Genomic DNA, 13,677 nt, shown 5'->3' on the forward strand with positions numbered 1-13,677 from the left:
TAGATGTACAAGCTAACCAACGTTCATGATTTTAAGCATTTCTGCATTGACAAGGTTCACATCAAATTTCTCTTTGGCGAATTTTCGCCCATTGATACCATATGAGATAATATCTCGGGTATTATTTATGTAGTGTTCCATTTTGGAAGCAAGAGCTGGAATGTTTTTTACGGGAACCAAAAAACCATTAGTACAGGAAGGTGAAACATTTACAGTTTCACGACATCCAACAGAATCGCTGGTAATGATGGCTCTTCCCATGGCCATGCCTTCTAGGATACATCTAGGAACACCTTCTCCATAATACGAAGGGAGTACAACGATGGATGAATTTTTTATATACGGTCTTACGTCATCCACTTGTCCTATATATTCTACGGTATCTCCAGATTGGATTTTGAAATACAGTTCCTTGTTAATGGAGTCAATGTTATCATCAAAAGAACCAATAAGCCTGAATTTTATATCCGGGTATTTGGATCTGATGGTTTTCGCCGCTTCAAAAAATTCATTTACACCTTTTGCATTGATAAGGCGAGATATCATTAGAAAGCTGATATTCGTAGTTTCTGGTTCAGAATAATCATAATGGCCCAAATCCACACCAGAACCATTTACTACAAATGCCTGATGTTTAATTCCGATTATACCTGATTTTATTAATTTATTATAATCATCTCGGTTCTGAAAAATGATTCTGACCCTCCGGTTTTCCATCAGACTGAACTTAAGCAGTGTTTTGGTTATCAGGCTCACTACACTTTTTTTAGAACCATTATCGGTGAAATTATACCCCAGTCCGGTTAACATCGGAGTTATACAATCTATTCCACAAAGCTTTGCTATAATTGTTCCATAGATTACAGGTTTAAATGTGTAGGGAAAGAAAATATCCGGTCTTAGTTTCCTGATAACCTTGTATAATTGAATCATGTATGTAAGATCGGAGAGGATCGATACATTACTTCCGTTCAGATGATTTTCAAAAACAGTTACTCCAAGATTCTTTAGCTTTTCTTGAACATGCTGTTGTGAAATTTTTGGGGTATAAACAAACACCTCATTCTTCTTGATAAGTTCTTCAATGAGTTTACCCCTAAAATCAAGTAATGTACGCGGAGAATCGCACGCTATCAATACTTTTTTTCTATTTTCTGCCATAATAATGGAATTAAAAAGAATTATACATGAACCAAAAGGCCACCTGACTTACAGTCAGATGGCCTTGCAATTAAATATTTTAACTTACTTCTGTTGATTATAAGGTTGCGCCAGCACCTTTCATCACAATAGATGGAACATTTGCAGCAGTACTAAGTACTGATTTATATTCGTAAGTAGGTACCCAGTTTGAAGGGGCCGTAGTAATTTTGTTTTTTCCAGAGTTATCAAATATATTGGTACTTTCACCGCTGATAACACCTGCTACAGGACTAAGTTCTGTTCTGATCGGAAGCGTAGTGTTTTTGAAATAACTATTTTCCACTCTTACAATTGCCCCCATAAAAGAGCTAACAAATCCTGCATTGTCATAATAGTTATTGAAAGTATGAACAGTTCCATATCTCACATTCGGACAACGTTCTGAAACATTATAGAAATAGTTGTTATGTACAGTAACACGAAGTTTGCCAACAGATTCAGGTTCGTTGTAACTAAAACCGATCAGCATAGCTTTATGGTTGTCGTACAGCTTATTCCATGATAGTGTAACGTAGTCAGCACCAGTTCCTACGTCCAACAATCCATCATAGTAATCCCAGTCACTTACCCGTTCTGATGAAAGGTCACAGTGATCTACCCATACGTGGTGTGCACCACCTTTGATAATTATATTTGAATATGTTTTAACTTTGCTGATTGTCATATTCCGGATAATGATATTGCTCTTCCCGTAGATAAACAAACTTGCACCAATCAGTTTAGATCCGTTAAGGCCCAAAATCGTTTTATTAGATTGTACTCTAAGTAATCCAGATCCTGTAATTGTACCAGAAACTTGTATAATCAATGGTGCCGAGGATGAAACAGCACTTTGAAGCGCTGAAAAAGTTGATACAGTTACCGTCTGACCGCCTGCACCACCTGTTGTTTTACCATTTACAGAAGCATATCCGATAGGTTCATTAGTAGATACTGGAGGATCTGTGGTACCAGTTGGCGGAACTACTGGAGGTATTGTAATGCTTTGATCGCCTACAGTATAGGTGTATTTCTTACGATTGGTTCTCGGATCTGAGTTATCAGAAGCCGAAAGAAACAAGAACCCCGATTTATGACTGAAACGACCTTTACCTAAGTTTCTGATTTCCTGGTGTACAGAGTGCGAAGGGCCTATTTCAACTCCATTTTCAAATACTCTTACGGTTGATGCAGTTGGCTTATCGTTTGTGTCGCTTATTAAATTGGCGTCCATCGGAATTCGTACCGAAAATCCGCCATCGGAAATACCTTTTGAAACATTTACTGTGAATACAGAAGTTGAAGTTGTTGAAACAGCACTTTGTAAATCCACATCGTTAGGCGCATCAATTGTTAGATTTTCTACCCCTTCTTTTTGACATTGACTAAAGGTAAAAATTGTAAACAGTAGTGAGCTAAATACTAGCACTTTTGTAATTAATTTTGTTTTCTTCTGCATGAATTTTTGTGTTTTAAATTTACATCTTGGGCGCAAACCTAAAGGATTTGTAATTTAAAACACAATGCAGATAATGAAGTAGTTATCTAATTTAACTTTGAAGAGTTTTTTGCTAGGCCTTGATTTTTAAGCGGTTGTGATTTTTCAAATTTTTGTTTTCAAGTAAAATTATTGAAGTTGTTAAAAAACCTTATGTTACAGTATTATGACAAACCATTTGCGGTTTGTATAATTTTTGTCTGATTTTGATAAGGTGCTGTATAATAGTTGTTGTACCAGTTTACAAAATTTTTAACCCCTGTTCCCACACTTGTTATTGGTTGATAATGAAGCTTATTGGTTAAATCATTAATGTCAGCAGAAGTTTCGGCAACATCTCCCGCTTGCATAGGCAAAAAGGCTTTATTAGCTTTAATTCCAGTATGTTTTTCGATTTCATTAATAAAATTTAGCAAACTTACCGGTTCTCCTCTTCCAATGTTATAAACAGCGTAAGGTACTTTTGAAGTGGCAGGATCAGGACTTTTCGCATCCCAATTTGGATCTGCTTGTGCGGGAGTATCAATTACTCGAACTATGCCTTCGACAATATCGTCAATGTAAGTAAAATCTCTACTCATCTCTCCGCTATTGAAAACTTCTATTTCTTCACCTTCCATTATTGCTTTAGTAAAAATATACAAAGCCATGTCTGGTCTACCCCAAGGACCGTAAACTGTAAAAAATCTTAAACCTGTCGTTGGCAAATTAAACAAGTAGCTATAGGCATGAGCCATTAATTCATTACTTTTTTTAGATGCAGCGTAGAGTGAAACGGGATGATTTACGCTTTCATGTGTAGAAAAAGGCATTACCTTATTTAATCCATACACACTCGATGAGCTGGCATAAAGTAAGTGTTTAATTTTGAAATTTCTACAGCACTCTAAAACATTCAAAAAGCCTTTTATATTAGTCTCTACATAAACTTCAGGATTTGTGATACTGTATCTTACACCTGCTTGTGCAGCAAGGTTGCAAACAGCATCAAACTGAAAAGTTTCAAAACAAGTCGCTAAACTTTCACTATCACAAATATCCAGTTTAATAAAAGTATAGTTTGGATATTTAGTACTTATCCTACTTTTACCATATTCTAGTTCTGTCACATCTATTCCTGTTTCTATAAGTCTATCGTGTTTTAAGTTGACATCATAGTAATCATTGATGTTATCTATACCTACTACTGTATCTCCTCTTTCTAACAAACGTTTGGCTAAATGGAAGCCAATAAATCCGGCCGTGCCTGTGACTAAAATTTTCATAAGATATAAGTTTATAGATGAATTATAGATTGTTTGAGTCTTTTATTAAAAGTTATAAGCTATTTACTCGGTGCATCTCTTCCAGAATGGAACTAATAAATAGCTCAGGACTGCGATCTTTGAGGTAGTCTTGTCTGGTGTCGTTTTTCTGACTGGGATAATCAGCGAGCGCAAACCCTATAGCTGATGTTAAAGAGTTGATATTATTGGGTTCAACTTTAAGAATAGAAGGTATTTTTTCAATGCCGCCGGCGCAAAGGGTCGAAACAACCGAGTCATTTACGGCCATCATTTCAAGTAAAACATTTGGAAATCCTTCTTTAATGGATGAGACAATACATAGTTTTGCTTTTTTATAATATGGTATTGGATTATCAACATGCCCCATTAGGATTACTCGCTCTTGTAGACCAGTGTCTTTTATTAAAGTATTGAGATTTTTCCTTTCTTTGCCTTCTCCTAATATCAATAAATTTAGATTCTCATGCTGCTGTGCGATTTTTTCAAATGCACGGATTAGTATTGAAAAGCCCTTTTCAGGAATTAACCTGCCAGCTGAGCAGATAAATTCTGAACCGGTCAGCTTTTCATCTATAGGGGCTTCTGCTTTTTTTAATATATGATTTAGTTCAATCGGATTTTCTATTATTACAGCCTTATCGTCTGGTATAAATTTATTTTGCGCTAATAGCTGATTACGCATAATCTCCGTTTGGCACACGATTAAATTAACTGCCGGATAACCTAATCGATATGCTATCTTATAGCTTAATCTTTTGACACCTGTATAGCGGGTAAATACCGAAGTGCATTCACGGACAATTAGGCTTGATTTTAGGTATCCAACGCGTTTGAGTAGGCCTAAATACGAATTTAGGTAAGGATGTGTGCTTATGATCGTGTAATCTTTTCTGTAAGGGTATAGCTCTTTAATAAGTTTTAGAAAGCCGATCAACAGCGTCTCTTGAGTCAAATGCTTTACCTCCTGTGTTTTTGGTATGAAAAGGCGCGAATCAAATACATGTTTCAGAAATATTAATGGACTGTTTGTTACACCTGCTGCCATACGCAGGATATTTTCTGCTCCACCTGCAGTATCAGACATTGATACAAATAATAATCTATTTGAAATCGTATCCATCCTTTGAAAATAATCACATTTCTCAGCTAACATTATGCGCCGATAAGGGCATATATTTTAGTAAAGAACTTTTTTTAATAATCTATGTACAGGAGTAATGGGAGAATGTGTTCTTCTCTTTCCATCTACAACAATCAAATCGTTTCCAAAGCTGATATTATGCATACCTTCCAAATAAGGGGCTTCCGGTAATAATTCAAAATCAGGATCTGATTTAAATGAATGTTCAGAAAGTTCAGAAATCTTATTGATAATTATGGATCCTCCGTAACGGATTTCCAGATTCTGAGTTGGGCGGTAAAGTCGCCCGTTTACTATAAATAAGTTTCCGGCACTCCTGCAATTTTTTGAACTTACCGGAATGGGGTTTAATGCATGTGGTTTAAATTCCTCCTCTAATGAATCTGAATAGTATATGTATAGATCATTTAGCATACCATCTATATTGGTAAATAGCCAATATTTTCCCTTGTAGTAGATAATCGAAGTATCTACATAGCGTGGCCCCACTAGCAAAACCCTTTTCTTCTTTAACTCGGTCGAGTTTTCATGATCCAGCTGATACAGACTTACTTCACCTGCATCTGCTGTTTCAGGAATGCAATAAAAATTTGACTTTTCTTCAAAAATGTATGGGTATGAAAAGTGGATCCCTTTTGGTGTAAGGCCAGATATCCTTTGTTTAGTGCTAAAATTAAAATTTTTAATTCTCGAAATTTTGCCTTTAATCTTCCAAAAGTTAAGCTCCTCATAGTAGATGAAAAGACTGGAATTAATTTTGACAACAAAGGGATCTGCCGAATAATGCGCTTCATCCTCCTCCAGCCATACTACTTTTCCATTAAATCTTTTTCTCCGGATTAAATCTGCAGCAGATTGTTTCACAAATCCTATATTCCATTTGTCTGCACCAAAATACCTATCAATTACGTTATTCATGTTTTCATCGAGATTAAATAACAAGAATTTCATTATCCAAACCTGATTATGCAAATTCTTAAAAGGTTCTGTTTATTTAGTATTTATGTTTAGATCACAAGGTATGCATCTACATGTTTCTTACACGAAGTTCCTATATGATAGTGCTGTTTAAATGAATTCAGGCTATTTTCTTTTATTTTTTGTTTGTCTGGATAGAAAACGGCTCTTTTTATCGTTTGATAATATGAATCCACGCTATTATCATTGCTCAAGAAGCCGGTGTCTTCATTCTTAATCATATCTTTAACACCACCGGCCTTAGTACAAATGGATATACATCCAACTGATAATGCCTCAATTAAGGATATTGGCATCCCTTCATAAAAGCTTGATAAGCAGAAAAAGTCTGCCATACTTAGAAAATCAGCGATATTTTCTTTTCCTCCAAGAAACTCAACGTAAGGGTCGTCTTTTATCATTGAATAAAGATGATGATATAAGGATTCATCACGAACATCACCGATTATTAATAGTTTGCATTTCTTCTCTTCATTTGCATTAAACTTTTGTACAGCTTCAATTAATAGCTGCTGGTTTTTCACTTTCATAATCCTTCCCACATGAATTAAAAGGAAAGAGTTTATATTTTCTTTATATCTTTTAATAAGTACAGGATACTCAGCAGTCAGAGTTAAAAATGGACGACCATTTTCAATTACAATAACATTATCTAAACCATAATATTTCTTAAATGATTTGCCCCCATCATTTGAAACGGCGACAGGAATTACCTTATTCTTCTTGTACAGAGTTTTACGAAATGCCTTAATTAAAAAATTCGGACATTCGGCTTGGGCTGTTGAATGGATGGTGTGAAAAAACTTGCAATTACCACTTATAAATCTATACAAAAGCAAATACTCAAAAGCATTTAAGTGCGTGTGGACTACATCCGCTTTTTGCTTAACCAGCCAACTGGTCAATTTAAAAAGTACCCGGAAATTTAGGCCTTTGCCCTTGTGTAGGGATAAATAACTTATCTTCCCGCTGATTTCATTAAGAAAAGTTGTATCAGCATCATTATCACAAAGAGAAATTAAATATATTTGATACTGATCATTCTTTGCCAACTCATTACATAAGTCGACAACAAAGCGCTCTGCTCCACCTCTTCTAAGTGCGCCTATAATGTGAACTATTTTCATTTTGTTTATGAGTTTTAGAATCGTATTAATTGACTGCTTTATCCAATCGCAATTTTTCTTAAAGTCAGAAATATGATTTTCAGATCAATCCATAAATCATGATTATTGATGTATTTCAGATTTTGTGTGATTTTTAACGGGATTATTTCTTCTATATAGAAATGCTCCGGATCATTGGATTTTGCCAAAAGTTCACATTCGTCAGAAAATTCAATTGATGCCCAATCGGTAATTCCCGGTTTAACGGAGAGTACCCTAATTTGCTCCTCGTTATAAAGATTTACATATTTACGAACCTCAGGACGCGGACCGACAAAACTCATATGGCCTTTTAGTATATTTAATAACTGAGGTAATTCATCCAGTTTATATTTTCTTAACCAATATCCAATTTTTGTGATACGAGTATCGTGATTACCTATGGTAAGTAGTTGCTGATCTGTCTGATGCACATACATTGTTCTGAATTTGAGCAACGGAAAATCTTCCACGTTCTTCCCAACCCTGATCTGACGATAGAATATTCCTCCATTTGAATCTAGAAGTATTAGTATAGCAATTACTACAAAAACCGGACTAAGTACAATCAGTCCAAATGAGGCTAATAAAATATCAAATATGCGTTTAGTGTCCATATCCAAAAATTCTTGTTGAAACGATTGGTCTTCTTGTTCTCTTAATTTTATCTTTAACCTCTGCCTGTACTGGTTTGTTCAGTTGAATTTGTACGGTGGCAATTACCGATTCGATAATAAATTGTATTTCGGCATCCGAAAGTTGAGGGTAAATAGGCAATGAAATCTCACATGAATATTGCTTATAGGCAACCGGATAATCCTCTATATGATATCCAAGGTTTTTAAAATAGGTAAGCATAGGCATAGGTATAAAATGTACGTTGGCCGCTACACCTAGTTGAGCCAAATCATCTATTATTTGATCCCGTTGTGCTTCGGTAATGCCCATTATTCGTAGCGGAAACAGATGATGGGATGATTCTCGCTCTTCATCCTGCAATGGAGGTTTTATAAACCAACTCATTTGCTCTAAGCCCTTACAATATTTTGAAGCTATTTCTTTACGCTGAGGCAATAACTCATTACTATATTTTTTTATTTGTGCCAAACCAATAGCAGCACATATATCCGGCATATTAATTTTTAACCCTTGAAATAAAATATCATAACGCCAGCCACCACCTTTTGATTTAGCTAAGGCATCTTTGTTTTGTCCATTAAGTGTATATATCTTTAGAAATTCATATTCTGTCATTGCATTAAAACTGCGTGGAAGATTTAAACAAATACAGCCACCTTCAGCTGTGGTGATATTTTTTACGGCATGAAATGAAAATATAGCTATATCGCTCATCTTAGCCGAAGACAAACCGTTATACGTTGCACCGATAGAATGTGCTGCATCTGCGATCAATAAGATACGTCCTAAAAGTTGCTGTTTGTCAGACTCCGCTGTAAACATATTATTCACCTCCGAATCCAGAATAATAGCCTTTAGTTCAGTATAATTACATGGCCATCCGGCGATGTCTACAGCTATAATAGCTTTTGTTTTCGCCGTTATGGCTTTCCTGACTTTTTCAGGATCTATACAAAAATCATCGTTGATATCTACCATTACAGGAATAGCACCACAATGCAAAACACTTAAAGCGGTTGCACAGTAAGTATATGCTGGTATAATTACTTCGTCCCCCTCTTTAATCCCAAACCATTTTAACATCAGTATTGCTCCGGATGTCCAGGAATTTACACAAATTGCCGCATCCGAATTGGTAAGTTTAACTATCTCTTGCTCTAAGTCTTTAACTTTAGGTCCTGTTGTAATCCACTTATCTTGAAGTGTTTGTACGACTTGATCAATGACCGTTTGATCAATAAACGGAGGTGAAAATGGAATGTTCATAATTCTGAAGTTTAGTGTGGTTGAATCTCTATTACAATAAAAGAAAGGACATGGATTATGCATTATGCAATATCAAATCTTTCCATTTTGGAAGAATATTTTCTATAGAATTTATTTGATTTATTAACTGCGCATTGCTCGCAACTTTTACTCTAAGGCTTTCATCGGCTAATAAATTATCCATTGCGGAAGTTAGCTTACCAATATTATTTGCCTCTATTAAAATTCCATTTGCTTCATTTTCTATTATTTCTGATGGACCAAATTCACAGTCCATTGCGATACAAGGACAGCCAAAACTCATCGCTTCTATTAAAGCATTTGGGTACCCTTCATTTCTGGATGGTAGAACAAACAATTCCGCTTGATTATAATAATCCTGCAGATTATCTTTTGGTCCAATTAGTTTAGCCCGATTTTGTATACCCAATTTTTCAATTAGATTGGATAGGTTTTCATATTCGCTTCCGCCGCCAACAATTAATAAATCAACGTCATCAGCTTTAATTTTACTATAGGCCTCAATTAGTTGGTCAAATCCCTTAATATAGGAAAGCCGACCAACTCCTAAGATGAACTTCTTGCTGTTTACGGGTTTTGCAGAGGGCGATTTAAATACATTTAAAGGATTTCTGATAATCTTGAAATTATTTAATCTTTTAAAAGATTTATGGTTTCTAATGCAGTCCTCTATTCCTTTGGCTGGTATAACTACAGCCTTAGATTTTTTATATATGACATAGGAAATTCTTTTTAAAAAGAAGTTGAATGAATTAATCGTATGATCAGGTGTAGTTCGTTCTGAGACGATAAAGGGTGTTTTAATTAAAGAGCAAGCCAAACCGGTCCATAAATTTGCCGTGGTCATAAAAGAAATAACACAAGTTGGCTTTTCTTTAATAAGCAATTTAGACAATCGTAGAAATATTAATAATGCATATTTAATACGATTAAAAATATTTTCTTTTCTCCTCTTTTCTAATAAGTTAATCATTTTGACTTGAGGGGAAATTTGATAACCGGGTTCGGCTTCGTTGAGACAAAGAATAAAAACGCTCAGCCCCTGTTTACTAAATTCATTCGCCAATATAGATAACACTCTTTCTGCCCCTCCACTATGAAGGTTATTAATAACAAAAAATAATTTATTTTTCATATGTAAATAATTTGACTTTTAACGGCCATATGGAATATCCAAACTATATTATGCACGGATTGTTGTAATTGGTGTGCATGCTGCTTCGCGGTCATTCGTATTTGTGTAGCCTTTGCTACATGGATATTTCATAGGTGTTTAATCTGTCTTTTATCTTTCATTAACTTGTTCCGAGTTATTGGAATGGAATACTCGTGAGGGCTTTGCTAACTAGGAGTATTTCATAGCTGACAACTATCTGGAAAACTTCAATGATCAAAATATTAAATGGGGCAAACCAAGGATTAAAAGCATTTAGAAAAGCCTTAAATGCCTGAAACAATTTTTTTTAGTTAAAGAAGAAGTAAACGATATTATTATTTGGTGCTAAAGGTATTTATTGGGTGCCAATTTTTTTATAAAATCCAAATTCTTGATACCACTTAGACAAAATATATATTCTCCAAATAAAAGATGAATAGTCATGCTTTCCTTCTAAATGCTTTTTAAAAATATCTTTAAACCTGGGTACATTTAAAATGGGAATCTGACATAAAAAATCGTCTGTTAGATTTTCTTCAAACTCACTACGCAGTTCATTTCTTATCCAACCTGCTAAAGGCACAGCAAATCCTCTTTTGGGTTGATCAAATACTTCTTCAGGAATGTATTCTTTCAGAATATCCTTTAATATTTTTTTTCTCCGGCCTTTTTCGTAACGAAATGATATAGGAAGTGTTCTTGCAAACTCAATGATATTATAGTCCAGAAAGGGGCTTCTTACTTCTACTGAATGAGCCATACTGGCACGATCTACTTTTACATTACTGTCGTTTTCTAACCACAATTTAATATTTAAATCAGCTGTTGCCTGTAACAAATCTTTCGACCATATTTTATAACCATTATAGTGGGACAACCAATTAAAGTTTCTCTTCTTTAGAAGAGAGTCATATCCAACAAATATACCTGCAATGAAATCATATTTTGAAGCAGCATTGAGTATTCCTTTATAAGAAAGTGCGCGTGCACCCAGGAAATTAAAACTCAATACGCTGGCCGCCATTTTTCTCAAAAAATAGGGCACAAACGTAATTTTATCTGCGTAAGGCACTAATCTAAAATGGTTGTATCCAAAGAAACTTTCATCCCCTCCATCTCCAGATAAGACCATGGTAACAGATTGCTTCGTTATTTTATTCAATAGTAAAGAAGGCAACGCAGAGCTATCTGCAAAAGGTTCATCGAACACTTTTACCAATTGGGGAATCATTTCTAAAATATCTGTTGCTTTACAAATTGTTTCTGTATGTTCAGAACCTATAATTTTTGCATATTGTGCAGCGATCTTGCTTTCATCATATTCCGGATCCTCAAAGCCTATCGAAAATGTTTTGATAGGATCCTTTGAAACCGTTGAAGCAATACTGGATATTAGAGCAGAATCTATTCCTCCCGAGAGAAATGATCCAAAAGGCACATCTGCTTGCAATCTTATTTTTACGGCATCTTTTAACAGATTGTGCAACTTCTCTTTGGCCTCATTATAAGCTAAGCCCACTTCGACGACCTCCTTCAGATTCCAGTACTCTTTAACATCGTATTTTTGTCTGTCCAAATCAATCTCCAGATTATTTCCGGGAGGTAATTTATAGACATTTTGATAGATCGTGTATGGGCTGGGGATATAACCACAGTCCAAATACATCGATATAGCTTCATCGTTTATTTGTTTGTGTTGGCTTATTGGACGTAACTGGCTACAAATTTCAAGTTCACCGTCCTTCCATGAATAATAAAAGGGTTTTACACCTAAGCGGTCGCGTGAACAAAATATTTTTCTTGATGTAGCATCATATATAGCAAAAGCGAACATTCCGTTTAGTTTCGGCACTAGAGCAGCTCCCCATTCTTTATAACCTTTTAGTAACACCTCCGTATCGCTTGTTGTATCAAAAGTATACCCTAGAGCTATTAAATCTGTTTTTATCTCCTGAAAGTTATAAATTTCACCATTGAACACTATAACAAGGTCTTCAAATGTCATGGGTTGATGTGAACGAACATTTAAATCTAAAATGGATAGCCGTAAATGTCCAAAAGTCAAATCAAATACTTTTTGAATCCCTAAATAGTCCGGTCCACGGAATTGTATGGATTCCAGTTTTGATTTTACGGCTTCCTCTTCAATGGGAATGTTGGTTAAATAAATTCCACACATACTAAAACGCATTTATATTTAGATACTCAACCTGATAGTTCTTGACTTGGTGAAGATCTACATGTTTCTTTTCAGAGACTTTCTTACCCAGATCTATTTGAATATACAGCCACATCGAAACAAATAATACCAGGTTGTTTTCAAAATAATTATGATTGGTAAGCATGTACATTACTAAAGAAAATGAAACCAGAAAAATTACCGGATTATCATGAAACATTCTTATGCCATTAATTAAAAAAGATCCATATATCCATAGAAAATAGAGAAGGACAAAAAAGCCAGCTTCACCAATAACCATTAAAAAAGTGTTGTGTACACCATTTTTTACGGTGTAAGTATTGTATTCAGGTCCAAAAATTTCTCCGCTAAAGGAATGGTATCCATTACCCAAGATTGGATTGTTTAAAATTTGATTATAATAATGGGACCAGGTTTCTGTTCTCGATTCTTCTTTTAAATCATCATTTACTTTTCCTTCAAGTATTCCTGAAAATGCATGCATTCTTTTCGTACTTAAATCCAGCTTATCTCCAAATGAAAGAAACAGACCAAATAAAACAATACCTACTAGTATTTTATATACATTTTTATAATTGATCAACAAAGATATCAAATTGACTAATATCCAGATAAATAAGAAAGTCCTGGAGAAAGTAAGAAAGCCGGCCATTGAAAATAGTAATTGGCCAATGATTTTTAATTTTTTGTTATTTATTGAAAAACTCAGAGAATAACCTAATATACAAGCATAGCCAGCTGCATTAGGGTTAATATAATACCCCCTATACCTGCCACCAATACCTTCAATAAAAATAGATTCAAAAATTATACTTAAACATCCTAGTAAAAGCACTATATATATGTCTTCCTTTGTGGTATCGCTTACAACACTTGCTCCCATAACTATGACAATAAAATATTTTATAAGCGTTACTAAATAACCATCGTCATTTTGTGCACTGACTATTATCGATATCAAAAAGAATAAAAGGCCAAATACGATAAAAGGAACTATCGGCTTCTTATTCTCACTGAAAAAGTAATAAACGATTATGAGCAGGAAGGTGCTGTAGCTTAAAAGTTGACCAATTGCGGCATTAGCTTTAACCAAGAAATAACTTGGAAGATTGCAGAAAACTAAGAATAAAATAATAATCTTAAGATATTTCATATCGGAAATTAT

At 34.7% G+C, this 13,677-nt stretch carries 11 protein-coding genes; all 11 read right to left on the minus strand.

The genetic code is table 11. The annotated features are described in order from the left end of the window. Positions 1–12: 12 nt before the first annotated feature. Positions 13–1,161: a glycosyltransferase family 4 protein gene (locus B5X76_RS03840; protein ID WP_079641382.1), complete on the minus strand. Its 1,149-nt coding sequence runs from the start codon at positions 1,159–1,161 to the stop codon at positions 13–15. 97 nt (positions 1,162–1,258) lie between these two features. Continuing rightward, positions 1,259–2,641, minus strand: coding sequence for a pectate lyase family protein (locus B5X76_RS03845; RefSeq protein ID WP_079641383.1), 1,383 nt, complete (start codon positions 2,639–2,641; stop codon positions 1,259–1,261). Between the two features lie 203 nt (positions 2,642–2,844). Beyond that, a complete protein-coding gene (locus B5X76_RS03850) occupies positions 2,845–3,945 on the minus strand; it encodes an NAD-dependent epimerase (RefSeq protein ID WP_079641384.1) in 1,101 nt (366 codons plus the stop codon). A gap of 52 nt (positions 3,946–3,997) precedes the next feature. After that, positions 3,998–5,086: a glycosyltransferase gene (locus tag B5X76_RS03855; RefSeq protein WP_176140981.1), complete on the minus strand. Its 1,089-nt coding sequence runs from the start codon at positions 5,084–5,086 to the stop codon at positions 3,998–4,000. Between the two features lie 57 nt (positions 5,087–5,143). Beyond that, the gene (locus tag B5X76_RS03860) at positions 5,144–6,025 is read right to left on the minus strand and encodes a glucosamine inositolphosphorylceramide transferase family protein (protein ID WP_139375191.1); all 882 of its coding nucleotides are present in this window, start codon (positions 6,023–6,025) and stop codon (positions 5,144–5,146) included. Between the two features lie 89 nt (positions 6,026–6,114). Beyond that, complete coding sequence (locus B5X76_RS03865; protein WP_079641390.1) at positions 6,115–7,212, minus strand: glycosyltransferase family 4 protein; 1,098 nt, start codon at positions 7,210–7,212, stop codon at positions 6,115–6,117. Positions 7,213–7,250: 38 nt separating this feature from the next. After that, complete coding sequence (locus tag B5X76_RS03870) at positions 7,251–7,847, minus strand: sugar transferase (protein WP_079641392.1); 597 nt, start codon at positions 7,845–7,847, stop codon at positions 7,251–7,253. Then, complete coding sequence (locus B5X76_RS03875) at positions 7,837–9,135, minus strand: DegT/DnrJ/EryC1/StrS family aminotransferase (RefSeq protein ID WP_079641394.1); 1,299 nt, start codon at positions 9,133–9,135, stop codon at positions 7,837–7,839. Before B5X76_RS03875 ends, B5X76_RS03870 begins: the two co-directional genes overlap by 11 nt. A 55-nt stretch (positions 9,136–9,190) precedes the next feature. Further along, positions 9,191–10,291 carry a glycosyltransferase family 4 protein gene (locus B5X76_RS03880; protein ID WP_079641396.1) on the minus strand — a complete coding sequence of 367 codons (1,101 nt, stop codon included), beginning with the start codon at positions 10,289–10,291 and terminating at the stop codon, positions 9,191–9,193. Between the two features lie 376 nt (positions 10,292–10,667). Beyond that, the gene (gene asnB / locus B5X76_RS03885) at positions 10,668–12,491 is read right to left on the minus strand and encodes an asparagine synthase (glutamine-hydrolyzing) (protein ID WP_079641398.1); all 1,824 of its coding nucleotides are present in this window, start codon (positions 12,489–12,491) and stop codon (positions 10,668–10,670) included. Between the two features lies 1 nt (position 12,492). Then, a complete protein-coding gene (locus B5X76_RS03890; protein WP_079641400.1) occupies positions 12,493–13,665 on the minus strand; it encodes an O-antigen ligase family protein in 1,173 nt (390 codons plus the stop codon). Between the last annotated feature and the right edge of the window lie 12 nt (positions 13,666–13,677).

Origin of the sequence: Sphingobacterium nematocida (assembly GCF_900168125.1) — a bacterium.
Classification (GTDB): domain Bacteria; phylum Bacteroidota; class Bacteroidia; order Sphingobacteriales; family Sphingobacteriaceae; genus Sphingobacterium; species Sphingobacterium nematocida.

Coding starts and splice junctions, on each gene's coding strand:
- B5X76_RS03850 (WP_079641384.1), bottom strand. CDS start 3,945: ATGAAAATTTTAGTCACAGGCACGGCCGGATTTATTGGCTTCCATTTA.
- B5X76_RS03890 (WP_079641400.1), bottom strand. CDS start 13,665: ATGAAATATCTTAAGATTATTATTTTATTCTTAGTTTTCTGCAATCTT.
- B5X76_RS03840 (WP_079641382.1), bottom strand. CDS start 1,161: ATGGCAGAAAATAGAAAAAAAGTATTGATAGCGTGCGATTCTCCGCGT.
- B5X76_RS03845 (WP_079641383.1), bottom strand. CDS start 2,641: ATGCAGAAGAAAACAAAATTAATTACAAAAGTGCTAGTATTTAGCTCA.
- B5X76_RS03875 (WP_079641394.1), bottom strand. CDS start 9,135: ATGAACATTCCATTTTCACCTCCGTTTATTGATCAAACGGTCATTGAT.
- B5X76_RS03865 (WP_079641390.1), bottom strand. CDS start 7,212: ATGAAAATAGTTCACATTATAGGCGCACTTAGAAGAGGTGGAGCAGAG.
- B5X76_RS03855 (WP_176140981.1), bottom strand. CDS start 5,086: ATGGATACGATTTCAAATAGATTATTATTTGTATCAATGTCTGATACT.
- B5X76_RS03860 (WP_139375191.1), bottom strand. CDS start 6,025: ATGAATAACGTAATTGATAGGTATTTTGGTGCAGACAAATGGAATATA.
- B5X76_RS03880 (WP_079641396.1), bottom strand. CDS start 10,291: ATGAAAAATAAATTATTTTTTGTTATTAATAACCTTCATAGTGGAGGG.
- B5X76_RS03870 (WP_079641392.1), bottom strand. CDS start 7,847: ATGGACACTAAACGCATATTTGATATTTTATTAGCCTCATTTGGACTG.
- asnB (WP_079641398.1), bottom strand. CDS start 12,491: ATGTGTGGAATTTATTTAACCAACATTCCCATTGAAGAGGAAGCCGTA.